Source organism: Streptomyces sp. NPDC059989 (assembly GCF_042736975.1).
Classification (GTDB): Bacteria; Actinomycetota; Actinomycetes; order Streptomycetales; family Streptomycetaceae; genus Streptomyces.
In genome coordinates this window covers 22,008-45,389 of the sequence record NZ_JBHWUO010000009.1, presented here as the reverse complement: position 1 = coordinate 45,389, position 23,382 = coordinate 22,008, and the positions used below count along the sequence as shown (strand labels likewise).

Annotated in this window: 21 protein-coding genes; 11 read left to right on the top strand and 10 right to left on the bottom strand. The window is 74.7% G+C overall.

What is annotated here, in order from left to right; genetic code table 11:
• The first annotated feature begins 74 nt into the window (after positions 1-74).
• Positions 75-1,217, top strand: coding sequence for an acyl-CoA dehydrogenase family protein (locus ACFWBN_RS10345; protein WP_385173614.1), 1,143 nt, complete (start codon positions 75-77; stop codon positions 1,215-1,217).
• Positions 1,218-1,224: 7 nt separating this feature from the next.
• Here the strand turns inward: ACFWBN_RS10345 and ACFWBN_RS10340 are convergent, their stop codons facing one another.
• Both ACFWBN_RS10340 and ACFWBN_RS10335 read right to left on the bottom strand, forming a co-directional pair.
• Positions 1,225-2,283, bottom strand: coding sequence for a sugar ABC transporter permease (locus ACFWBN_RS10340; protein ID WP_385173611.1), 1,059 nt, complete (start codon positions 2,281-2,283; stop codon positions 1,225-1,227).
• The gene (locus tag ACFWBN_RS10335; protein ID WP_385174055.1) at positions 2,280-3,407 is read right to left on the bottom strand and encodes an MFS transporter; all 1,128 of its coding nucleotides are present in this window, start codon (positions 3,405-3,407) and stop codon (positions 2,280-2,282) included. The genes ACFWBN_RS10340 and ACFWBN_RS10335 overlap by 4 nt, the downstream gene beginning before the upstream one ends.
• Positions 3,408-3,723: 316 nt before the next feature.
• Between ACFWBN_RS10335 and ACFWBN_RS10330 the strand changes: the two genes are divergently transcribed.
• Entirely contained in the window at positions 3,724-4,455 is a 732-nt protein-coding gene (locus ACFWBN_RS10330; protein ID WP_385173608.1) for a hypothetical protein, read from the top strand.
• A gap of 138 nt (positions 4,456-4,593) precedes the next feature.
• Positions 4,594-5,307 carry a sigma-70 family RNA polymerase sigma factor gene (locus ACFWBN_RS10325; RefSeq protein ID WP_385173605.1) on the top strand — a complete coding sequence of 238 codons (714 nt, stop codon included), beginning with the start codon at positions 4,594-4,596 and terminating at the stop codon, positions 5,305-5,307.
• Between the two features lie 39 nt (positions 5,308-5,346).
• Here ACFWBN_RS10325 and ACFWBN_RS10320 read toward each other — a convergent pair whose 3' ends face one another.
• The 5 genes from ACFWBN_RS10320 to ACFWBN_RS10300 all read right to left on the bottom strand — a co-directional run bounded on the left by ACFWBN_RS10320 (position 5,347) and on the right by ACFWBN_RS10300 (position 11,670).
• Positions 5,347-6,786: a dihydrolipoyl dehydrogenase family protein gene (locus tag ACFWBN_RS10320; RefSeq protein ID WP_385173602.1), complete on the bottom strand. Its 1,440-nt coding sequence runs from the start codon at positions 6,784-6,786 to the stop codon at positions 5,347-5,349.
• 41 nt (positions 6,787-6,827) lie between these two features.
• Positions 6,828-7,217, bottom strand: a complete 390-nt coding sequence (locus tag ACFWBN_RS10315; protein ID WP_385173599.1) for a thioredoxin family protein — start codon at positions 7,215-7,217, stop codon at positions 6,828-6,830.
• Positions 7,218-7,287: 70 nt separating this feature from the next.
• Positions 7,288-8,727: an aldehyde dehydrogenase family protein gene (locus ACFWBN_RS10310; RefSeq protein WP_385173596.1), complete on the bottom strand. Its 1,440-nt coding sequence runs from the start codon at positions 8,725-8,727 to the stop codon at positions 7,288-7,290.
• 404 nt (positions 8,728-9,131) lie between these two features.
• Positions 9,132-10,331, bottom strand: a complete 1,200-nt coding sequence (locus ACFWBN_RS10305; RefSeq protein ID WP_385173593.1) for a thiolase family protein — start codon at positions 10,329-10,331, stop codon at positions 9,132-9,134.
• Positions 10,332-10,605: 274 nt separating this feature from the next.
• The gene (locus tag ACFWBN_RS10300; protein WP_385173591.1) at positions 10,606-11,670 is read right to left on the bottom strand and encodes a LacI family DNA-binding transcriptional regulator; all 1,065 of its coding nucleotides are present in this window, start codon (positions 11,668-11,670) and stop codon (positions 10,606-10,608) included.
• Positions 11,671-11,954: 284 nt separating this feature from the next.
• Here ACFWBN_RS10300 and ACFWBN_RS10295 point away from each other — a divergent pair, with 284 nt between their 5' ends.
• The 3 genes from ACFWBN_RS10295 to ACFWBN_RS10285 all read left to right on the top strand — a co-directional run bounded on the left by ACFWBN_RS10295 (position 11,955) and on the right by ACFWBN_RS10285 (position 15,496).
• Positions 11,955-13,211, top strand: a complete 1,257-nt coding sequence (locus tag ACFWBN_RS10295) for an MFS transporter (RefSeq protein ID WP_385173588.1) — start codon at positions 11,955-11,957, stop codon at positions 13,209-13,211.
• Positions 13,212-13,278: 67 nt separating this feature from the next.
• Complete coding sequence (locus tag ACFWBN_RS10290) at positions 13,279-13,974, top strand: alpha/beta fold hydrolase (RefSeq protein WP_385173585.1); 696 nt, start codon at positions 13,279-13,281, stop codon at positions 13,972-13,974.
• Between the two features lie 67 nt (positions 13,975-14,041).
• Complete coding sequence (locus ACFWBN_RS10285; protein ID WP_385173582.1) at positions 14,042-15,496, top strand: amidase; 1,455 nt, start codon at positions 14,042-14,044, stop codon at positions 15,494-15,496.
• A gap of 83 nt (positions 15,497-15,579) precedes the next feature.
• On the opposite strand, the gene ACFWBN_RS10280 is transcribed toward ACFWBN_RS10285, so the two are convergent.
• Positions 15,580-16,296 carry an MOSC domain-containing protein gene (locus ACFWBN_RS10280; protein WP_385173579.1) on the bottom strand — a complete coding sequence of 239 codons (717 nt, stop codon included), beginning with the start codon at positions 16,294-16,296 and terminating at the stop codon, positions 15,580-15,582.
• Positions 16,297-16,301: 5 nt separating this feature from the next.
• Entirely contained in the window at positions 16,302-16,964 is a 663-nt protein-coding gene (locus ACFWBN_RS10275; protein WP_385173576.1) for an O-methyltransferase, read from the bottom strand.
• Between the two features lie 130 nt (positions 16,965-17,094).
• On the opposite strand from ACFWBN_RS10275, the gene ACFWBN_RS10270 reads away from it, so the two are divergent.
• On the top strand, positions 17,095-17,559 hold the full coding sequence (locus tag ACFWBN_RS10270) for a type II toxin-antitoxin system PemK/MazF family toxin (protein WP_385173573.1): 465 nt from the start codon (positions 17,095-17,097) through the stop codon (positions 17,557-17,559).
• A 196-nt stretch (positions 17,560-17,755) separates the two neighbouring features.
• Here ACFWBN_RS10270 and ACFWBN_RS10265 read toward each other — a convergent pair whose 3' ends face one another.
• On the bottom strand, positions 17,756-18,592 hold the full coding sequence (locus ACFWBN_RS10265) for a TIGR02452 family protein (RefSeq protein WP_385173571.1): 837 nt from the start codon (positions 18,590-18,592) through the stop codon (positions 17,756-17,758).
• Positions 18,593-18,708: 116 nt separating this feature from the next.
• Here ACFWBN_RS10265 and egtA point away from each other — a divergent pair, with 116 nt between their 5' ends.
• From egtA to egtD, 4 genes are read left to right on the top strand one after another with little or no spacing between them, the layout of a single operon-like run.
• Positions 18,709-20,076 (top strand): ergothioneine biosynthesis glutamate--cysteine ligase EgtA, encoded by a 1,368-nt coding sequence (egtA, locus tag ACFWBN_RS10260; protein WP_385173568.1) that lies wholly within the window; start codon positions 18,709-18,711, stop codon positions 20,074-20,076.
• On the top strand, positions 20,073-21,377 hold the full coding sequence (gene egtB, locus ACFWBN_RS10255) for an ergothioneine biosynthesis protein EgtB (RefSeq protein WP_385173566.1): 1,305 nt from the start codon (positions 20,073-20,075) through the stop codon (positions 21,375-21,377). Before egtA ends, egtB begins: the two co-directional genes overlap by 4 nt.
• Positions 21,377-22,153, top strand: a complete 777-nt coding sequence (egtC, locus tag ACFWBN_RS10250; protein ID WP_385173563.1) for an ergothioneine biosynthesis protein EgtC — start codon at positions 21,377-21,379, stop codon at positions 22,151-22,153. The genes egtB and egtC overlap by 1 nt, the downstream gene beginning before the upstream one ends.
• Positions 22,150-23,145: an L-histidine N(alpha)-methyltransferase gene (gene egtD, locus ACFWBN_RS10245; RefSeq protein WP_385173560.1), complete on the top strand. Its 996-nt coding sequence runs from the start codon at positions 22,150-22,152 to the stop codon at positions 23,143-23,145. The genes egtC and egtD overlap by 4 nt, the downstream gene beginning before the upstream one ends.
• Positions 23,146-23,382: the final 237 nt, after the last annotated feature.

Sequence of the window (23,382 nt, the reverse complement as noted above, 5' to 3'; positions counted from 1 at the left end):
ATGGGTTCCCGGAAATCTGGAGAAGAGCAGTGGCAGATCGAGGCACGATCCACACCGGGATAGCCCAACAGGCAATGAACACAGGGGAGTTGAGGGAGCGAATCACGCAGTTCCTCCGCAGCCGGGTGATCCCGTACGAGCCGGTGCTGGACGCGGGCGGGGCAGCGGCGGCCAACGCCCGGCGCGAACTGCGCGACCACGCCCGGACGGTAGGGCTGTGGGCGCTGCCGCTCCCCTCGGAACTGGGCGGCGGCGGCCTGTCCTTGCCGGAGTACGCCGCGCTGGCCGAGGCCGAGGGCGCCAGCGACCACGGCCCGGCCGCGCTCGGCTCGGCTCCCCTGCTCGATGTCACGATGCTCGCGCGCCACGGCGGGCCCCGCGTCCGTGCGGAGTACCTCGCGCGTCTGGTCGCCGGGGAGATCCGTACCTGCTACGCGATGACCGAACCCGACAACCCCGGCACCGACCCCTTCCTGACCGGGACCCGGGCCGAGCGCCGGGTGGACGGCAGCTGGCGGGTCACCGGCCGCAAGTGGTTCACCTCCGGGGCCGCGGACGCCGACCTGGTGACCGTACTGGCCCGGACCGGCGGGTCCGCCGGCGATCGCGGGGGGCTGTCCCTGCTGCTCGTACCCACCGCCTCCGCCGGCTTCCGCGTCGTGCGCGAACTCCCCGTGTTCGGCGCGTCGGGCCAGTACGAGATCGCTCTCGACGCGGTCGCGGTACCGGCCGACCACTTGATCGGCGAGCCCGGTGCGGCCGTGGCCATCGCGGGCGAGCGGCTCCAGCTGGGCCGCACCCTGCGCTGCCTGCGCTGGCTCGGCCAGGCCCAGCGCGCCTTCGACCTCATGTGCGAGCGGGCCGCCACCCGCAGCGGATCGCGCGGACCGCTCGCCGGCCACCAGCTGGTCCAGCAGCACGTCTTCGACGCCCTGCTCGCGCTGCGGACCACCCGACCGCTGGTCCACGAGGCGGTGGCCCTGATCGCCGCCGGCCAGGACGCCCACACCGAGGTGGGGCTCGCGAAGGTCGCCGCCGCGCGGATGCTCCAGCAGGTCACGGACTCCGCCATCCAGGTCCACGGCGCCGCCGGCCTCGGCCCCGACACCGCCCTGCCCGCGCTCTTCCGCGGCGGCCGCGCCGCCCGGCTCCTCGACGGCCCGGACGAGCTGCACATCACCTCCGTGGCCCGCCGCGTCCTGCGCGGGTACGGGTGAACGGCACCTACACGCGGGTGACGTCGACGAGACCGGTGAGGGCGGCCAGCCCGAGGGCCAGGAAGAAGTCCCCCCAGACGAGTTCGTGCCGGGTGGCCAGGCCCCGGCCGGCGTCGTAGCAGCCGTCGAGGAGCATCCCCCCGCCGGAGAGATGGGCTTCGGTGAGGCGCTCCAGCACGGCCACCGCGCGGTACGAGCACCGCGCCGCCCGCGGCCCCGGCACGCGGGCGAGTTTCAGCAGGGCGACCGCGGTGATCGCGGCGGCCGAGGTGTCGAGGGGGCCGTCCGGCCGGGTCGAGTCGGCCGGCGGGACGCGTCTTCCGGCCAGGAACTCCCCGTACGAGAGGAGGCGTTCCTCCGCCTCGGCGAGCCGGCCGGGCCGGTGCGCGGCGACCTCGGGGAGCAGCAGCGCGTCGGCGAGCGCCAGCAGCAGCCAGGCCCGGCCGCGGGTCCAGCCCGCCGGCGGGTCCTCGCACGGCTGCCATCCGGTGTCCTCGGCGAACCGCCAGGCCGGCCGCGCCGGGCGGCCGTCGAGGCAGAGGTCGAGGTGCCGGTGCAGATGGGCCGCGGCCACGGCGGCTCCCTCCGGTCCGGCCCCGGCCAGCAGCGGCACCATGCCCGGCACTGCGTCCACGCGGGCGAGCAGGCGGGGCCCGCCCAGGGCGGCGCCCCAGGGCACCAGGCCGAGCTCGGGGTCGTGGGCCGCCAGGCAGGCGCGGGCGGCCCGTTCCCGCAGGGCCGCGGCGTCGGGGTCGTCCCCGGCCAGGACGGTCCCGTACCAGAGGATCAGGCCCCGGGTCGCGGTGTCCGCGTCGGCCCACGGCGCCAGCCGCGCCGTGCGCGCGGCGGCCGCCCGCCGGTCCGCCTCGGCGCCGGTGTACCGGGCCCGCAGCCACAGCAGTCCGGCCCAGAACCCGCCGGTCCACGAGCCACGGCCGGTCGTCGTCCACCGCCCGTCGCCGGGATCGGCGTAGAGGGGGAACCGGGCGCCCACCTCCGCCCGGGTCACCGCGACCCGTTCGAGCACCGCCGCCAGGGCCCGGCCGGCCCACTCCTCGGTCCTCACGCCGGCCGCCCCGGCCGTGGGCGCCGGTCCCGTACGGCCCAGACGAAGGCGACCGCGCCGGCGGCCGCGAACTCCGCCGCCACCAGCAGCCAGCCCGATCCGTAGGCGCCGCGCTCCGCGAGCCGCCCGAACAGTGGCGGTCCCACCGCGAAGCCGGCGAAGAACCCCGCGGCGACGAGCGCCGAGTCCTGGCCCGCCCGACCGGGCGCGGCCCGCTGCATGACGAGCACCATCGTCACGGCGTTGCCGGCTACGGCGAAGACCCCCACGGCGACGGCACCGGCCCACACCAGCGGGCCCACGACCACCGCGGCCGCCAGCAGCAGGGCAGCGCCCACGGCGCCGCCCGCCAGCCATCCCGGCAGCCACTCGGCGCGCCCCGGCCGGGCCGCCTCCGCCCAGCCCACCCGGCCGGCGATCCCCGTCACGCCCAGTACGGCGACCAGGGCGCCTGCCGCCGTCGGCCCCATGCCCAACTCCCGTACGCCGAACAGCGCCAGGTAGGTGTTGACCGAGGCGATCCCCCCGCCCAGGAACAGCGAGAAGACGGCCAGCCAGGCCACCGCTCCGCGCGGGACCAGCGGGGTACGGGAGCCCGCGGGCGGCGGCGGAGGGTCGGCCGGCAGCGCGCGCTGCGCCCACAGCCCGGCCGACAGCGCCGCACCGGCCGCCGTCCACACCGCGCCGCGCCAGCCGAGCCCGCCCGCGAGGGCCGTGAGCGGCAACCCGGCGGCGAAGGCCCCCAGTTGGACACCGGACTGCTTCATGCCGGTCACCGCACCCCGCCGGGCCGGCGGGACGGCGGCCAGCACGGCCTTGTTCGTCGCCGGGTTGGCCAGCGCCTGCGGTACACCGCCCAGTGCGACCGCGCCCAGCAGCAGACCCGGACCGGGCGCGGCCCCGATCAGCGCGAGCGCGGCGGCCGACACCAGCAGCAGGGCGACGAGCGAGCGCCGTGGGCCCACCCGGTCCACGATCCGGCCGCCGGCCGGCGACAGCACGGCCGCGGTACCGAAACCGATGGTCGTCGTGAGCCCGAGCAGCGTGGGCGACAGCCCCAACTCGTCGACCAGGCGCGGTCCGAGCGCTCCGAGCAGGAACAGCTGGAGCATCGAGAAGGCCATGGCGCAGGTGAGCAGCGCGGTCAGCCGCCGGCCCGCCCGGACGTCCTTCCCCGATGGCGCCGCATTCGCCGCCACAGGCCTCTCCCTTCCCCCGGCGCCACACACCCCGAACGCGCAGTCAGTCGGGCGGAGGGCCGGATCGGTTCCCGGCTCCTCCGTGTGTCCTGTGCCACAAGGGGCGGCGATCCAGCCGAGATACAGAGGAGGTACAAGATTTGCTCAGATCGTGCGCACCTTCGTGCACCGTCCGGAATCGCGGTGCGAGGATGAGCCCGCCATGACACCAGGCCACTGTTCCCGAGCCGCACGGGCTGCGATGTTCGCAGCCGTCTGCGTGCTGCTCGCGGCCACCGGCCACCACCTCATGACGGGAACGGCCGTTCCCCGGACGGCAGTTGGTGTAGCGGCGGCCTGTACGGCGGCAGTGGCCTGGGCATGTGCCGGGCGGGAGCGCGGGCTGCCCGCCGTCACCGCGGCGGCCGTTGCCGTCCAGGCCGCCCTCCATGCGGGCTTCTCCCTGGTCCAGTCCCTCGCCCAGCCGTCCCTGCCGCCCGGCAGCTCGTTCGCCCGGCAGTGGGTCGCGTACCTGACCTGCGCGGGCGGGCCGCCGGCACCGATGGCGGCGATGCCGGACACCGGCGCGGCCCACGCCCACCACGCCCTGCACGGGATGGCGGACACCGCGTCCGCCGGGGACCACATGATGTCCGCCATGCCACCGTCCGGCATGTCACCGGCCGCCTCGATGTCACCGACCGGCATGTCCTCGACCGAGATGTCGCCGACCGGCATGCTGGCGGCCCACCTGCTGGCGGCCGTACTCGCCGGCCTGTGGCTCGCGTACGGGGAGCAGGCGGCCTTCCGGGTCCTGCGCGCGCTCGCCGGGTGGCTCCGGGCGCCCCTGCGCCTGTTGTTCGGCCGGCCGCCGGTCCCGCGGCCGTCGCGCGTCCGCGTACGCCGTGCACGCCGGGAGACCGGTCCCCGGCAGCTCCTCCTCGTCCACGCCATCACCTCAAGGGGTCCGCCGACGGGAACCGCTGTCCTCTGACAGCCGGCTCCCCGAGCGCGCACCGGCATTCTCGCCGCGCCTCGGGCATCGGCCCTGCCCTCGGGCGGGCCGTACCCCATCACCGGCCCGCCGCGCGCGGCGCGCCGGACACTCCTTGACCGTAAGGACCTTGTGGCGATGCCCCCTGCCCTCCTGCCCACCCGGCAGTCCCCCGCCGGCCGAACACCGGCCCGGCACACCCCCGAATCGGACGCGGCGGTGACGCGCCTGGCCCTCGCCGCGCGCGACGGAGACCCGGCGAAGGCCGACCGGTTCGTGCGCGCCCTCCAGCGCGACGTCTGGCGCTACGTGGCCTACCTGAGCGCCGACCCCCAGGCCGCCGACGACCTCACCCAGGACGTGTTCCTCCGCGCACTCGGCGCCCTCCACCGGTTCGAGGGCCGCTCCTCGGCCCGCACCTGGCTGCTCTCCATCGCCCGCCGCACCGTCGTCGACAGCCTCCGCCACTCCGCCGCCCGCCCCAGGCTGTCGGACCGGCACGACTGGCAGACCGCGGCCGAACAGGCCCAGCCACAGGGCGTCCCCGGCTTCGAGGACGGCGTCGCGCTCGCGGAGCTGCTGGCGACGATCCCGCCCGAACGCCGGGAGGCCTTCGTCCTCACCCAACTCCTGGGCCTGCCCTACGCCGAGGCGGCCGAGGCCATCGGCTGCCCCGTCGGCACCGTCCGCTCCCGCGTCGCCCGGGCCCGTACGTCGCTGCTGGCACTCCTGACGGACACGGGGACGGACACCGACGCGGCTCCGGCCGACCGCGGCCAACCGGCCGTCATCCAGGCCCGGTACCGGTCCCCGGCCACGCCGGAGCCCAGGCCCATGGCGCTGCTCGGCTGAGCCGGGGTCGGCCACCTGTGGGTTCACCGGGACGGACCCCTAACCCCGGTACTCCTCCAGCAGGCGCAGCCAGATCTCGCTGATCGTGGGGAAGGCGGGGACCGCGTGCCACAGCCGTTCGATCGGGACCTCCGCCGCGACCGCGATGGTGGCCGAGTGGAGCAGCTCCGCGGCGCCCGGGCCGACGAAGGTGGCGCCGAGGAGGACCTCGCGGTCCAGGTCGACGACCATCCGGGCGCGGCCGCGGTAGCCGTCGGCGTACAGCCCGGCGCCGGACACCTTGCCCAGGTCGTAGTCGACGGCGCGCACCCGGTGGCCGGCCCGTTCGGCCTCGGCCAGGCCGAGGCCGACGGCCGCCGCCTCCGGGTCGGTGAAGACCACCTGCGGGAGGGCCAGGGTGTCGGCTGTCGCCGCGTGCGCGCCCCAGCGGCCGGTGTCGGCCTCGGTGTCCGCGGCGGCGGAGGCCGCGCGGGCGGCGATGGCGGCGCCCGCGATCCGGGCCTGGTACTTGCCCTGGTGGGTGAGGAGCGCGCGGTGGTTGACGTCCCCGACGGCGTACAGCCAGTCGTGCCCGGGCACCCGGCAGCTCTCGTCGACCCCGATCCACTCGCCCGGGGCCAGCCCCACCGTCTCCAGCCCGATGTCCTCGGTGCGCGGCGACCGGCCCGTCGCCATCAGCAGCTCGTCGCCCACCAGGGTCTCGCCGCCCTCCAGCACCACGGTGACGGGCCCGGTCGAGCCGTCCCGCACGACCGCTTCGACGGCCACTCCCGTACGGACCACCGCGCCGGCCTCGCGCAGCGCGTCGGCGACCAGCTCGCCCGCGAAGGGCTCCATGCGCGGCAGCAGCCGTGAGCCGCGCACGAGTACGGTGACCTGCGATCCGAGGCCCTGCCAGGCGGTCGCCATCTCGGCGGCCACCACCGAGCCGCCCACGATCAGCAGTCTGCCGGGGGCCTCCTGGGCGGAGGTTGCCTCCCGGCTGGTCCAGGGACGGGCCCCGGCCATGCCGGGCAGATCGGGCACCACGGCCCGTGAGCCGGTGGCGACCACCACCGCGTGCCGGGCCGACAGCACGTGGTGCTCGCCCTCGGGGCTGGTCACGGCGACCTTGCGGGTCCCGTAGAGCCGGCCGTGGCCGCGGTACAGGTGGGTGCCGATCGAGTCCAGCCAGTCGACCTGGCCGTCGTCCTTCCAGCTGCCCGTCCAGTAATCGCGGTGCGCGAACACCGCCGGCGCGTCCAGCGGCCCCCCGACGGCCCCCGCCAGCCCCGGCACCCGGCGGGCATCGGCCCGGGCCAGCACGGGGCGCAACAGGGCCTTGCTGGGGACGCACGCCCAGTACGAGCACTCCCCGCCCACGAGCTCGCTCTCCACCACGGCCGTGCTCAGCCCGGCGGCGCGGGTCCGGTCGACGATGTTCTCGCCGGCCGGCCCCCCACCGAGCACCACGACGTCGTACTCCACGGCTTCGGTCATGCCGACCAGTGTCACCGCCCGGCCGCGGCCGCGTCACGCACTCAGGCCTCCGGCGTGCCGGACTCCCCCGCCGCCTGCTGCGCGGCGATCTTCGCGCGCACCTCGTCCATGTCCAGCGCGCGGGCCTGACCGATCAGGTCGGTCAGCGCCGCCTCCGGCAGTGCGCCGGGCTGGGAGAAGATGGCCACCTGGTCCCGGACGATCATCAGCGTCGGGATCGAGGTGATCTGGAAGGCCCCGGCCAGCTCCTGCTGCGCCTCGGTGTCGACCTTGGCGAAGACCAGGTCGGGATGGGCCTCCGAGGCCCTCTCGTAGACCGGGCCGAACTGCAGGCACGGCCGGCACCAGCCCGCCCAGAAGTCGATCAGCACGAACGGGTTCTCGCTGACCGTCTGGTCGAAGTTTTCCTTGGTGAGCTCGACTGTAGCCACGGTTTCCAGACCTCCTGATATGAGCCGTCTGCTCCTTGAACGAACGGTCTGCCCGCATCATTCCGCAGCGCTAGAAAGGGTGGCCCGCAGGCGTTGTGCGGGCCGTGGTCCAGCGCACCTCCGTGAAGGCGTCCAGATTCGCCTCGCCGCCGAAGCGGGCGCCGGTGCCGGAGGCGCCGACCCCGCCGAAGGGGGCGACGGCCTCGTCGTTGACGGTCTGGTCGTTGATGTGCGCGATCCCGGTCGGGATGCGCTCGGCCAGGTCCAGCCCGCGCCCCGCGTCCCGGGTCACGATCCCGAGGGCGAGGCCGTACGGGCCCGCCGAGGCCAGCTCCACCGCCTCCTCCTCCGTCGCGAAGGACCGTACGGGCGCGACCGGGCCGAAGACCTCCTCCGCGTAGGCGGGGGTGTCGTCGGCGACTCCCGCCAGCACGGTAGGACGGTAGAAGAGGTCCTGATGCGTACCGCCCGCGACGAGTTTGGCGCCCTGCTCGGTGCTCGCCTCCACCAGGGCGTGTACGCGCTCCAGCTGGCCGCGGTCGATCAGCGGCCCCAGGTGGACCTGCTCGCGGTACGGGTCCCCCACCACCAGCGCCTCGGCCCGCGCGGCGAGCCGCTCCACGTAGTCGTCGTACAGCGAGGCGTGCACGAGGTGGCGTCCCGCGGTCATGCAGATCTGGCCCTGGTGGAAGAAGGAGCCCCAGGAGGCCTGGGCGACGGCGGCCTCGACATCGGCGTCGCGCAGCACGATGAGGGCGGAATTGCCGCCCAACTCCAGGTGTGCCCGCGTAAGGTGACGGCCCGCCAGTTCACCGACCAGCCGCCCGGTCGCGGTCGATCCGGTGAAGGACACCACCCGGACCCGCGGGTCGGCGACCACCGCGGCCCCGGTCTCGGGGCCCCCGGGCAGGACGTGCAGCAGCCCGCCCGGCAGACCGGCGGCGGCGAAGACCGCGGCGAGGGCGAGGCCGCCGCAGACGGCGGTACGGCGGTCCGGCTTGAGCAGCACCGCGTTGCCGAGCGCCAGCGCGGGCGCGACCGAGCGGATCGACAGGATCAGCGGGGCGTTGAACGGGGCCACGACCCCGACCACCCCGGCCGGCACCCGGCGGGTGAAGGACAACCGGGGCGCCTCGCTGGGCAGCACCTGCCCGGTCGGGCGCGAGGCCAGCGCGGCGGCCTCGTAGCACTCCTGTGCCGCGACGTGCAGCTCGAAGGCGGCCTTGCCGGGTATCGAACCGGACTCCCGCACCAGCCATTCGCCCAACTCGTCGGCGTGCGCCGTGAACAGGTCCCCGGCGCGGCGCAGGACGGCCGCCCGCTCCAGGTGGGTGGCACCCGCCCAGTCGCGCTGGGCGGCCAGGGCCCGTACGGCGGCCTCCGTGACATCGGCGGGCGCGGCCAGGTCGATGGTGGCGAGGTTACGGCCGGTGGCGGGTTCGACGACCGGGGCGGCACCGCCGGTGAGGGTGGGTCCGTCCTGCCAGAGCGTCGGGTCGAGGAGCGGCATGGCGCGGGGCCTCCGGGTGGGGATCGGGCGTGTCGGGGGGCGGCAGCACGCGCCATCGTGCCAGACCGGGAGCTCCACTTCTGTTCAGTTATTGGGCAGTTGACAACAACCATGACCGGAAACGATCGACGCCACCTCCACACCCCCACCCACCCACCCACCCACCCACCCACCCACCGCAGGGTGGGCCGGTGCCGGGGGCGGGGTGGGGTGTCGTCCGGGACTAAAACGAGATGATTTCGGCGCACGGTAAGGCCCGACAGAACAACTCCGGAAAGGGCGCCGAACATCGAAGCCCGTCCCGGACGACACCCCACCCCGCCCCCGGCACCGGCCCACCCGCCCGCACACACCGCACCCCACACCCCCGCACCCCACACCCCCGCCCCCCGGGAGGAGCCGGCTCAGCGCTCCAGGACGAGCGCGATGCCCTGCCCCACACCGATGCACAACGCCGCCATACCGGTCCCGGAGCCCGCCGCGGCCAGCTGGTGCGCGACCGCGCCGGCCAGCCGGGCCCCGGAGGCGCCGAGCGGGTGGCCGATCGCGATGGCGCCGCCGCGCGGGTTGACCACGGCCGGGTCGAGCTCCGGCCAGGCGGCCAGGCAGCCCAACGCCTGTGCGGCGAAGGCCTCGTTGAGCTCGAAGGCGGCCAGGTCGCCGAGCGAGCGGCCGGCCTTGGCCAGCGCCCGCTGGACGGCGTCCACCGGCCCCAGGCCGAACAGCTGCGGCTCGATGCCCGTGACGGCCGACGCGCTGATCCGGGCGAGCGGCTCCCGGCCGGTGGCCGCCAGCCCCGCCTCGTCGGTCAACAGCAGGGCGGCGGCACCGTCGTTGAGCGGGGAGGCGTTGCCGGCCGTCACCGTGCCGCTGCCGTCCGTCCGGAAGGCGGGCTTGAGGCGGGCCAGGGCCTCGGGGGTGGAACCCTCGCGGATGCACTCGTCGCGCACCAGGTCCACGCCGGGGTACGGCACGACCTCGTCGTCGTACAGCCCGGCGGCCCAGGCGGCCGCCGCGTCGTGGTGGCTCTTCAGGGCGAAGGCGTCCTGCGCCTCGCGCGTGATCCCGTGCTTGTCGGCGATGAGTTCGGCGCCCTCGCCGAGCGAGCCGGTCCACTCCGCGGGCATGCGCGGGTTGGTCATCCGCCAGCCGAGGGTGGTGGACCACATCTGCTGATGGCCCGCGGGGAACGCCCGTTCCGGCTTCTGCACCACCCAGGGGGCGCGGCTCATCGACTCGACGCCGCCCGCGATGGCGACCGAGGCGTCGCCGAGCGCGATGGCGCGGGCCGCCTGGATCACGGCTTCCAGGCCGGAGCCGCAGAGCCGGTTGACGGTGACCCCGGGCACGCTCACCGGAAGGCCGGCCAGCAGCACGGCCATGCGGGCGACGTCGCGGTTGTCCTCGCCCGCGCCGTTGGCGTCGCCGAAGACCACGTCGTCGATCCGCGCGGGATCGAGGGTGGGCGTACGGTCCACCAGTGCGCGGACCACGTGCGCGGCGAGGTCGTCCGGCCGGACTCCGGCGAAGGCCCCGCCGAACTTGCCGATCGGGGTGCGGACGGCGTCGACGACGTAGACGTCGCGGACGGTGCGGATGCTCATGGGGTCTCTCCTGGGCGGATCCGTACGGGCGGTGGCGCATCGGTGCCGGTGTGTGCACCGGGAGACGCCGCCGGGCGCGGCCGGTGGGGCGCGCCCGCAGTCTCCGTCCGCACGTCACCGCCTGTCAACGGCCCGCCTGCGGCAGCGACCGGGGCGCGGGGCGGCGAGGCCGGTCGTTCGACCCCAGACGGAGCGGCCCCGGACGGAGCGGCCCCGGACCGTCGGACCCGGAGGCTTCGGCCCCGGACAGTCGACCCGGACGCTCCGCCCCCGGTCAGGTCGACTCGCGCCTGATCACCGCGGCCGCCATCAGATCGTGCCGCTCCGTGACCTCCGCAGGCTCGCGCACCGCGTGGTCCACCAGCGACGCGAGGTGGTCACCGGTCGGCAGCTCGATCTGCACCGTGCTCAGGCGGGGCCGCAGCAGCCGTCCGAGGAGCAGGTCGTCGGCGCCGATGACGGCCACGTCCTCGGGGACGCGCAGCCCCTCGTCCTGGAAGGCCCGCATCAGCAGCATCGCGTACTCGTCGTTGTACGCGAAGGCCGCGTCCAGCCCGAGCCCGCGCCAGCGGGCCGCGAGCGCCGCGGCCGACTCCTCGGAGTAGGCCAGGGGCAGGGCCTCGACCTCGGCGCCGGCCACCGAGCGGGCGCCCGCCAGCCGGGGCGCGGAGAACAGCTCCAGCCCCGCCTCCTCCGGGACGACCACGCCGATCCGCCGTCGGCCGCGCTCCACCAGGTGGGCGGCGGCCCGTGCGCCGACCTCCTCCTGGTTCATGACCAGCGCGTGCGCCCCCGGCACGCCGACCGGGCCCATGGTGATCACCGCGCGGGCCCCGGCCCGCTTGAGGGCGGCGACGTTGTGCGCGGAGAGCGTGATCTCGCCGAGGGAGATCACCGCCACCGGACGGAGCTCCGCCCAGGCGCGGGCGGCCTCGTCACCGGTGAGGCCGAGGCTCCCGTACTGGACCACCGTGTAGTCGAGGCGGCGCAGGGCCCATTCGAGTTCGTTGAGGAAGGCGCTGTACAGCGGCCCGATCGGCGCGTTCGACGTGGGCAGCAGCACGATCCGGGTGTGCCCGGCGCGCAGACTGCGGGCGGCCGCGTGCGGGACGTACCCGAGCTCCTCGGCGGCCTCGCGGACCCTGCGGCGGGTCGGCTCGCTGATGCGGACGGCCTCCGCGTTGTTCAGGACGTACGAGACCGTGGCGCGCGAAACGCCGGCGAGACGGGCCACGTCGGTACTGGTGGGCACCGGGGGCGGCGGCGCGGTGGGCCCGGAGGCCGGTGCCGGTGCGGGTGCCGGTGCCGGCGGCTTCGACGCGTTCGATGACTGAGACATTGCCGTGGCATCTTTCCAGACCGGTTGCGCCGGGGGGCTAGCGGATGGCCTGAAACGAATGCTACACAGTGGTTACACGATTCATTGACACGTGTAACCACCGTGTCGCATCCCCCGCACCGGGGTGTGTCACCGCACGTGTCCAGCCGTGCCGTCGCCCTGTCGCGCTCCGTCGCACCCCCGCCGTCGCGACAGGGCGGCGCGCACCCCTCCCGTCGGTCCCGTCAGTCCCCGCAACCCCCGTAGGCACCCCTCATCCGCACGCACCCGCCCAGGAGGGCACCGTGGCCCTTTCCTCCCCCGGCACCGGCAACGCCACCGCCGCCACCACCGACGCATTCGCGCCGTCCGGCCCCGGACGCGGGCTGCTCCCGCTGCTGCTGGTCGGAAATTCGGCGATGTACGCCCTCTACGTGGGTGTCGCCGGCGTTCTGCTCGCGCTCCAGGTGGAAGACATCGACCCGGCGAACAAGGTGTCGAACTTCGGCCTGATCGCAGGGGTCTCGGCGATCTTCGCGACGGTCTTCAACCCCGTCGCCGGCGCCCTGTCCGACCGCAGCGGACGGCGCAACCCCTGGATCCTCGGCGGCGGCCTCGCCGCGGTCCCGGCGATGTTCCTGCTCGGCTTCGCCGACACGATCCTGCTGATCACGATCGCCTGGTGCCTCGGCCAGGCCGTCATGAACGTCTACCAGGCCGCCATCACCTCCGTGGTGCCCGACCGGGTGCCCATGGGGGCCCGAGGCAAGGCCTCCGCGGCCGTCGGCCTCGGCCTGCCCTTCGGATCCACCCTCGGCGCGCTGGTCGGTGCGGCCTTCTCCGAGGACTACCGCACCGGCTACCTCGTCTTCGGCGCGCTCGTGGCGGGCTCCGCGGTCCTCTTCACCGCCTGTACCCGCGAGCAGCGCCTCCCGGCCCGCACGCCCCTGCCCGTCAAGGCCCAACTCGCCGCCTTCGCGAGCGCGTTGCGCGACCACGACTTCCGGTGGGCCTTCATCGGGCGGGCGCTCCTGGTCCTCGGCTACTTCGCGGTGAGCGGGTACCAGCTGTACATCCTCCAGGACCACACCGTGCTGCCCGCCGGCATGGAGCCGGAGGCCGCGGTCGCGGTGATGATGCCGCTGACCAGTGTGGCGATGGTCGTCTCCACCGTCCTGGGCGGCTACCTCTCCGACCGGTTCGACCGCCGCAAGCTCTTCGTCGGCGCGTCCGCCCTGCTGTCCGCGGTGGCTCTGGTGATCCCTGCCGTGTCGACCAGCTGGACCGCGATGCTGGCCTTCTCCGTCGTCAACGGGCTGGCGTTCGGCTGCTACATGGCCGTGGACACGGCGCTCGTGACGATGGTGCTCCCCAAGGCCGAGGACGCGGCCCGGGACATGGGCGTGCTCAACATCGCCAACGCCGGCCCGCAGATCATCGCGCCGTTCATCGCCTCGGTCATCGTGTCGCTCAGCGGCGGGTACACCGCCCTGTTCGTCGTCGCGGCCGTACTGGCGGTGGCGGGCGCCCTGGCCGTCAAGCCGATCCGCAGCGTGCGCTGACGCGCGACGCCTTCACCTTCACCGATCCGCACGGAACAGTGAACAGAGAACAGAGGAAGGGACCACCGTGCAGCTGCACACCCACACCTGGGGCGAGGGCGACCGCGTCGCCCTCCTGATCCACGGCCTGATGGCCGACCACCGGACCTGGCGCCGGGTCGGTCCCGCCCTCGCCGACCGCGGCTACCGCGTCATCGCCGTGGACCTGCGGGGACACGGGGCCAGCGGCCGCGGCGAGTACAGCCCTGAGCTGTACGCCGAGGACGTGGTCGAGACGCTGCCCGCCGGCGCCGAGCTCGCCATCGGCCACTCCCTGGGCGGCCTGACCCTCTCGCTCGCGGTGGACCGGCTGATGCCGAAGCGGGCGGTGTTCTCCGACCCGGGCTGGTATCTGACCGCTCCCGCCGACGGCTTCGGGCCGGAGATGCTCGCGCGGTTCAAGACGGCGCCCAAGGAGCAGATCCGGGCGATGAACCCGCGCTGGGACGAGGTGGACGTCGACATAGAGCTGGAGACCCTGGCGGTGTGGGACGAGGCGACCGCACTGGATCTCGCCCCGCTGATGGGAGCGGACCTGATGCCGGCGGCGCCGGTGGTCCCCTCGCTGGTACAGCTCGCCGATCCGAGCCACCTGATCACGGAGGAGCGGGCGGAGATCCTCAAGAGCCGCGGTTTCGAGGTGCGTTCGGTCGCCGGGGCCGGACACACCATCCACCGCGACGACTTCGACGGGTTCATGTCCTCTCTGGAGGGCTGGATCTAGTCACCCGCGGCCACTCCCCACTACGGTCTACCTACTGAGCGGTAACCGGTGATGGGGAGTGGTCGCGATGTCGGAGTCTTCGGAGTCTTCAGCGTCGGCAACAGCACCGGCGGGTGCGACGGCCACGTCCGGTGCCGGCGGACCGTCCGGGCTGGTCGAGATGGCGGCCGCACTCGCCGAAGGCCTCGTATCGTCCCGGCAGTTGACGGAACGGTCCCTGCGCCGGATCGCGGCCGCGCAGCCGGAGCTCAACGCCTTCCGCACCGTACGCGCCGAGGCCGCCCTGGCGGAGGCGGACGCCGCGGACCGGCGGCTGGCCGCCGGTGACCGGCGGCCGCTGCTGGGCGTGCCGCTCGCCGTCAAGGACGACATGGACGTGACCGGCGAGCCGACCGCCTTCGGCTGCGCCGGGGACTTCCCCCCGAAGACCGCCGACAGCGAGGCGGTACGCAGGCTGCGCGCGGCCGGCGCCGTGATCGTCGGCAAGACCCAGACCCCGGAGCTGGGGCAGTGGCCCTTCACCGAGGGTGAGGCCTTCGGCGAGACGCGCAACCCGTGGAACCCGGCCTACACGCCCGGCGGTTCCTCGGGCGGCTCCGCGGCCGCCGTGGCGGCGGGGCTGGTCCCGGCGGCGCTCGGCTCGGACGGGGCCGGCTCGGTACGGATCCCCGCGGCATGGACCCATCTGATCGGCGTGAAGCCGCAGCGCGGGCGCATTTCCACCTGGCCGGAGCCGGAGTCCTTCCACGGGCTCACGGTCAACGGCGTACTGGCCCGCACGGTCGCGGACGCGGCGCTCCTGCTGGACGCCGCGAGCGGCCCGCACCCCGAGGACCTGCACCGGCCGGCCCGCATCTCGGCCGTCGAGGCGGCCCGGCGCGCCCCGCGCCGGCTGCGGATCGCGCTGTCCTTCGCGATGCCCTTCACGGCGACGCCCAAGTCCCTGGATCCGGAGGTCCGTTCCGCGGTGGAGCGGTTGGCCGGGCGGTTGGAGTCGCTGGGCCACGAGGTGGTTCCGGAGGACCCCCGCTACGGCCCGATCGGCCTGACCTTCGTCCCGCGCGCGACCACGGGCGTACGGGACTGGGCGTCCCGGGTGCCGGACCGGGCGCTGCTGGACCCGCGCACGCACGAGGCCGTACGGACGGGCCGGATCCTGGGCGGCCTGCCACTGCGGATCTCCCGCAGGGCGGAGTCGGTGCTGCGGCGGCGGGTCGGCGAGGTCTTCGGCCGCTTCGACGTGGTCCTGACCCCGACGACGGCCACACCCCCGCTGCGGATCGGTGCGCTGACCGGTCTGGGGGCGATGGCCACGGACCGGGCGATGATCGCCGCCTGCCCGTACGCCTGGACGTGGAACGTGCTGGGCTGGCCGGGGGTGAACGTCCCGGCGGGATTCACGGCCTCCGGACTCCCCTTGGGCGCCCAGCTGTTGGGCCCTGCGGAGTCGGAGCCGACACTGCTGGCGCTGGCCGCACAGATGGAGGCGGCGGAGGGCTGGGTGGCGAAGCGGCCCGGGTGAGGCACGGCACCGTCCGGGTGCGGCTCCGGCCCCGTGCGCCGTCATCCCCGTGCGGTGCCGTCCCGTGCATCGCCACATCGCCGTCACCGGCCGATCAGTTGCACCGGATCCCCGAGCCGGACCCGCCCCGGGCGCGTGACGGTGGCCAGGGCGTCCAGCCGCGTGTCGTGCGCCCGCGCGATGGCGCGCAGGATCAGCGGGGAGTGCGGCAGGCCGGGCTGGGCCTCGTTGGTCATCACGCACCGCTCGCTGGAGCGCTCGAACCGCACCCGCAGGTCCTCGCCGATGCGCGCGGCGCCGCCGAACCACTCGTCCTCCACGAACGGACGCGTGCCCGGCGGTGTCCGCACCAGCAGGTTCGGCCGGAAGCGGCGCTCGTCGACGGGCACGCCGGGCACGGCGGCACGGACCCAGTCGAGGGTGGCGGTGGTCAGCAGGCTCAGCGGCAGCTGGTCGAAGTGCGAGACCGTACCCTCGCGTGCCACCTCGATGTCCTCGCGCCCCAGCCGGCGCCGCAGGTATGCGGTGGGGTCCGGCACGGGCACGCCGTCCTCGTCCAGCAGCTCGGGCACCTCCGCGCCCCCCGGGTACCGGGACGTCAGCCGCAGCAGGCCCGGCATCCGCCGGAAGCGCCGGGTGTTCTTCCCCGACCCGAACCGGCCCTCGGCGTCGCGCACCGCGTAGAGCCGGTCGCCGACGAGGCCCCGGCCGTCGACGGCGGCCGCCTCCAGCCGCTCGCCGCCGGTGGACTTGATGGGGTACCGCCAGATCCGCTCGATCGTGCCGAGCACCGCGTCCATGTCCGTCAGTCCGTGACGAGGGCCATGACGAGGCCGTCGTACCCCTTGCCGCCGACGGTCTGCAGGGCGGTGGCCGTCAGTCGGGGGTGCTCGGCGATCAGCTCGGTGAACCGGCGGACGCCCTGCACCCGGGGGTCGGAGCTGGTGCCGTCGACGACGGCTCCGTCGCGGACGACGTTGTCGCCGATGATGACGCTGCCGGGCCGGGTGAGCCGGAGGGCCCACTCCAGGTACTGGGGATTGGACGGCTTGTCGGCGTCGATGAAGACGAGGTCGAACGGCGCGATGTCCGTGAGCCCCGGCAGGACGTCGACGGCCCGGCCGCGGCGGATGTCGACGACGTGGTCCAGGCCGGCGCGGGCGATGTTGGCGGCGGCCACGTCCGCGCACCGGTCGTCGACCTCCAGCGTGACCAACCGCCCGCCCTCGGGCAGGGCCCGGGCGAGCCAGATGGTGCTGTAGCCGCCCAGGGTGCCGATCTCCAGGATGGAGCGGGCCCCGCGGATGCGAGCCAGCAGGTGCAGCAGCTTGCCCTGGTTCGGGGCGACCTGATGGGGCGGCAGTCCGGCGGCTGCGCTGTCCCGCGCGGCGGCCGTCAGGGCCGCGTCCTCTTCCACGAGCAGCCCGTCGAAGTAGGCGTCGACCGCCGTCCAGGTCTCCTGGCCCATGTGTGGACCCCCTCCCACTAGGCAAGTTCCCAAAAGGAACCTACTACAGATCCCACTACGCCGACAGACCGCCCCGAGTCCGCGGGCCGGATCCCGCCCGGCCGGGTCCCGAACCAGTAACCTCACCCGGATGACGGCACTTTCCCACCACAGCAACGACCACCTCGACCAGCCCGGCCGTGACGGGGCGACCGCCACCACCGAGGCCGATCCGCGCGCCATCGGACCCGTGCGGACCGAGTACGCGCCCGACCCGGACGGGGATCCCGACCCCGGGGAAATCGTCTGGACCTGGGTCCCGTACGAGGAGAACGACGGCCGCGGCAAGGACCGTCCGGTCCTGGTGGTGGCGCGGGAGGCGGGCGGGAGCACACTGCTCGCCGTCCAGCTGTCGAGCAAGCGCCACGACGCCGACCGGGAGTGGGTGCCGATCGGCTCCGGCCCCTGGGACTCGGCGGGGCGGGAGTCCTGGGTGGACCTGGACCGGGTGCTGCGCGTGCACGAGTCGGGCATGCGCCGCGAGGCGTGCGCGCTGGACCGGGCCCGCTTCCGCCTGGTGACCGACCGCCTCCGGGAGCGCTACGGCTGGCACTGACCCGCCCCGGGCGGTCGAAGGCAGGACGGGACGCCCGGGCCCTGGAGGCCGCACGAGGGTTGGTGCGCGACCTCGGCCGCGTGCCACTGAGCGGCGGGGGGGGGCTGGGCCGGGCGGGCCCGGCCGACCCCAGGTCCGGCCGACCCCGGGCTCGGGCGGCCCCAGGCTCGGGCGGCCCCAGGCTGCAGCCGGGCCCTCAGGCCGGGAAGGCCTCGTCGAAGGGCTCACGGGTGCGCGGGTCCCGGTCCAGGATGCCGAACACGACCCGCTCGAAGACCCCGGCGAAGCGGCCCGCCAGCAGGACCCGGAAGGCCTCCGCGACCTGCGCCGGGTCGTTCTGGAACACCCCGCACCCCCAGGCCCCCAGCACCAGCCGCTCGTACCCGCCCAGCGCCGCCACCTCCAGGACGAGCTCCCCGCGCCGCATCAGCGCCCCCGGAATCTCGGCCACCCGCTCCGGCTCCTGCCGCCGGATCGTGCCCGCGTTCGGCGCCGGGGAGGTGAGGAATCCGGCCCGGAAGGGGGTCTCCAGCAGCCCGCCCCGGTCGTCCCGGAAAACGGGCACCCCGGGCGAGTGAATCACCCGGTCGGTGTAGAAGGTGCTGCGCTCCGCGCGGTGGACCTCGTAGTACTCCGGAGCCTCCAGCAGCGTCTCGTACAGGGCCGAGGCGCGGCACAGGGCCTCCTCCTGGGCCTTGGCCCCGCGGACGTAGCCGCCGCCGGGATTCCGGGCCGAAGCGAAGTTCAGGACCGCCACCCGGGCCGTTCCCGCGGGCTGGTCCAGGCCCTCCGGCGCCAGCCTGCGCGCCGCGACCGTACTGCTCTCCCCCGTCACCTCGAAGGCGGTCCGGGCGGAGCCACGGACGACCGCCTCGTCTGGAATGACCCGGTTTGGTCCATATATTCTGGTTCCTGCCTTGGCCTCCGCCAGGGCGGCGGCCAGGGAGACCTGCCGTCCCGACCGCGTCCGGTAGCCACCGGCCGCCAGGATGTCCGCGTTCTCCCGCGCGATCTCGCGCAATCTGCTGCTCACACCGCCATCCTCCGCAGTCCGATCCGCGGCGGCAAAGGCATTGTTGGCATTGTTGTTCGAGAGACGGGTAGGCACGGGTGATGTCACGGCCGACGACGGGAGACGAGGACCCGCTCATGTCACAGGCACAGGACCCACCCGAACCCTCCATCACCGAGACCCAGGCCGAGGATCTGATCCACGGCATCTGTTTCAAGACCGGCCCGCCCCGCCTCCTCGGAGCGGAGCTCGAATGGCTGGTCGTGGACGCCGAACGACCCGAGGAGCCCCTCTCCCCCGAGCGGCTGCGCGGCGCGCACGCCGCCGCCCGCGCCCTGCCCCTGACCTCCCGGGTGACCGTGGAGCCCGGCGGCCAGCTGGAACTCAGCTCGGCCCCCGCGGGCTCCCTCACCGAGTGCGTGGACGGGCTGCGGGCCGATCTCACCGCCGTACGGACCGCCCTCGCCGCCCGGGGCCTGGCCCTGCGCGGCGACGGACAGGATCCGCGCCGCCCGTACCGCCGGCTGCTGGCCAGCCCGCGCTACGACGCGATGGAGGCCTACTTCGACCGCACCGGCCCGGCCGGGCGCTCCATGATGTGCGGCTCCGCCTCCGTACAGGTCTGCGTGGACGCCGGGCACGAGGAGCCCGGGGCGCTCGGCCACGGCCGGCGCTGGCGGCTGGCCCACCTGCTGGGCGCCGTCATGGTGGCCTCCTTCGCCAACTCCCCGGCCCGCGAGGGCCCGTACGCCGGCTGGCGCAGTGCCCGTCAGGGGAACTGGGCGGACATCGACAGCCGCCGTGCGCTCGCCCCGCCGCTGGACGCTCCGCCGCGCGACGGCTGGACCCGGCAGGTGCTGGACACCGAGGTGATGTGCGTACGGTCGTACGACGGCGGGCCATGGGTGGCTCCGCCCGGGATGACCTTCCGCGACTGGCTGCGCGGGAGCGGCCCGGCCGCCGAGGGCGGGCTCCGGCCCCCCACGGCCGCGGACCTGGACTACCACGTGACCACGCTGTTCCCGCCGGTCCGGCCGCGCGGCCACCTGGAGCTGCGGATGATCGACGCGCAGCCCGGCGACGACGGCTGGCTGGTTCCCGTCGCCGTCGTGCACGCGCTGTTCGACGATCCGGAGGCCGCCGAGACCGCGTACCGCGTGGCCAAGGCGCTGGCGGACACCTACGGGGCGGGGCCCGCGCCCCGCAATCCGCTCTGGCGGTCGGCGGCCCGGCACGGGCCGGCCGATCCGGAGCTGCGGGCGGCCGCCACGGCCTGTTTCCGCGCCGCCGGCGAGGCGCTGCCCCGGCTCGGCGCGAGCGCGCACGTCCGGGACACGGTCGGCGCCTTCACCGAGCGGTACGTCCTGCGCGGCCGCTGCCCGGCCGACGACCCGCCGGACCGGCGGCCCGGACAGCGGGCCGATCAGCCGCCCGATCAGCGGCCCGACCGCCACGCCCGCCACCGCTCCCACCGCCCGGCCACCGGGAAGGAGGCCCGCCCGTGACCACCACACCCCAGCCCGGCCTGCGGGAACGGGCGGCCGCCGCCCTGACCGCAGCGCGCGCCCGCACCGCCGTGCTCACCGACACCGTGACCGACGAGGACCTCACCGCGCAGCACTCCCCCCTCATGTCCCCGCTGGTCTGGGACCTGGCGCACATCGGGAACCAGGAGGAGCTCTGGCTGCTGCGCCGCGTCGCCGGACGCGACTTCATGCGCCCCGAGATCAACGCCCTCTACGACGCCTTCCAGCACCCCCGCTCCGAGCGGCCGAAGCTGCCGCTGCTCGGGCCCGCCGAGGCCCGCCGGTACGCGGCCGAGGTGCGCGGCCGGGTCTTCGACCTGCTGGAGCGCACCCCGTTGGAGGGCAGCGCGCTGCTCGACGACGGCTTCGCCTTCGGCATGATCGCCCAGCACGAACAGCAGCACGACGAGACGATGCTGATCACCCATCAGCTCCGCCGGGGCTCGGCCGTGCTGACCGCCCCGAACCCGGACGCACCGTACGACCCGCCGCTCGCGGCCGAAGTCCTCGTCCCCGGCGGCCCGTTCACCATGGGCACCTCCGCCGAGCCGTGGTCGCTGGACAACGAGCGGCCGGCCCACACCCGGGAGACGGCGCCCTTCTGGATCGACACGGTGCCGGTGACGAACGGCGCGTACCAGGCCTTCATCGCCGACGGCGGCTACCACGACGAGCGCTGGTGGGCTGCGGCCGGCTGGGACCAGATCCGCGAACACGGCATCGAGGCCCCGCTGTTCTGGCACCGGGAGGCCGGCCAGTGGCTGCGGCGCCGCTTCGGGGTGACCGAGCCGGTGCCCGACGGGGAACCGGTGGTCCACGTCAGCTGGTACGAGGCCGACGCCTACGCCCGCTGGGCGGGACGCCGGCTGCCCACGGAGGCGGAGTGGGAGAAGGCCGCCCGGCACGATCCGGCGAGCGGCCGCTCGACCCGCTACCCGTGGGGCGACGCCGACCCGACCCCCGCGCACGCCAACCTGGGCCAGCGCCACCTGCGCCCGGCCCGCGCGGGCAGCTATCCGGCCGGCGCCTCCCCGCTGGGCGTGCGCCAGCTCATCGGCGACGTGTGGGAGTGGACGGCCTCCGATTTCCTGCCGTACCCGGGGTTCCGGGCCTTCCCGTACCGCGAGTACTCGGAGGTGTTCTTCGGGCCGGAGCACAAGGTGCTGCGCGGCGGTTCCTTCGCGGTGGACCCGGTGGCCTGCCGGGGCACCTTCCGCAACTGGGACCTGCCGGTACGGCGGCAGATCTTCTCCGGCTTCCGGACCGCGAGGGACGTCTGATGTGCCGTCATCTCGCTTATCTGGGAACGGAGATACCCCTCGGGCGGCTGCTGAGCGAGCCCGAGCACTCGCTGGTGCGCCAGTCCTGGGAGCCGCGCCGCCAGCGCAGCGGCACGGTCAACGCCGACGGCTTCGGCGTCGGCTGGTACGCGGAGGGCGATCCGGTTCCCGCGCGCTACCGCCGGTCCGGGCCCATCTGGGCGGACCTGACCTTCACCGATCTCGCCCGCGTGGTCCGCAGCGGCGCCGCACTGGCCGCCGTACGCGACGCCACGCGGCCGGGTGCCGACGGGGAGGCCGCGGCCGCGCCGTTCACGGACGGGCCGTGGCTCTTCAGCCACAACGGCGCGATACGGGACTGGCCGGACTCGGCGGCTCCGCTCGCGCTCGGCCTGCGGCCCGGGGAACTGCTCCGGCTGGCCGCGCGCACGGATTCGGCGCTGGTCTGGGCGCTGGTCCTGCACCGGCTGCACGCCGGGGACGATCTCGGCACGGCGCTGGCCGAGACGGTCCGGGAAGTGGCCGAGGCCGCTCCCGGTTCCCGGCTGAACCTGCTGCTGACGGACGGCGCCACGATCGCCGCGACGGCCTGGGGCGATTCGCTCTGGTACCTGGCCGACGCGGGGGCGCACCGCGTGGTGGTGGCGTCCGAGCCCTACGACGACGATCCCCGCTGGTTCGAAGTACCCGACCTGACCCTGCTGACCGCCACCCGTGCCCGGGTCGACCTGACCCCGCTCAAGGAGACCCCGCCGAGGGAGAAGGAGCGCCCGTGAGTGACTTCCAGTTGACCCGGACCCTCGACGAGCACGCGGCCGAGGCCGCGCTGCGCGCGGACGTGCTGCACGGGATGACGCACACCCCCAAGGTGCTGCCCCCGAAGTGGTTCTACGACGCGCGGGGCAGTGAACTCTTCGAGGAGATCACCCGGTTGCCCGAGTACTACCCCACGCGTGCGGAGCGGGAGATCCTGCTGGAGCGGGCGCAGGAGATCGCCTCGGCGAGCGGGGCGCGGACGCTGGTGGAGCTGGGGTCCGGTTCCTCGGAGAAGACCCGGCACCTGATCGAGGCGCTGCCCGCGCTGGACACGTACATCCCGGTGGACGTGAGCGAGAGCGCCCTGCGCGGTGCGTCGGAGACCCTGCTGGCGGCGCACCCCGGGCTGCGGGTGCACGCGCTGCTGGCCGACTTCACCGCCGCCCTGCACCTGCCGGAGTCCCCGGGGCCCCGGCTGGTGGTGTTCCTGGGCGGCACGATCGGGAATCTGCTGCCGCCCGACCGGGCGGTGTTCCTGGCGTCCGTACGGGCGATGCTGTCGCCCGGGGACGCGCTGCTGATCGGTACGGACCTGGTCAAGGACGAGGCCGTACTGGTGGCGGCGTACGACGACGCCCAGGGCGTGACGGCCGAGTTCAACAAGAACGTGCTGGCCGTCATCGACCGGGAGCTGGGCGCGGACTTCCACACCGCCGACTTCGAACACGTGGCGGTGTGGAACCGGGAGCAGGAGTGGATCGAGATGCGGCTGCGGACCCGGTCGGAGGTGCTGGTCAAGATCCGGGCGCTGGATCTGGTGGTGCCGTTCGAGGCGGGTGAGGAGATCCTGACGGAGGTCTCCGCGAAGTTCCGTCAGGAGGGTTTGCGCAAGGAACTGGCGGCTGCCGGGCTTGAGTTGACCCAGTGGTGGACGGATGCGGCGGGCCGCTTCGCGCTGTCGCTGTCGGTCGCCGACGGAATCGGCGGCGCCGAAGCCGACCCGGCGGGCTGAGCGGGGATGCCGGGGAGCGGTTGTGAGGTGACGGCGGTCGCGACGGCCTCCTGAGCCGCGGCCGCGAGGTCCCGCCGGTCCGCGTACCGGCCCGGCGGGATCCGCGGCAGCAGCCTGACCTCGGCCCGCACGCCGCGGGCCCGCGCGATCCGCCAGAGCGAGGCGGTCAGCGGGTCGTCCCCGACGAAGGCGGGCTCCCCGGCCGTGTCCCCGTCGCCCCGCAGGTAGGCGAGGCGT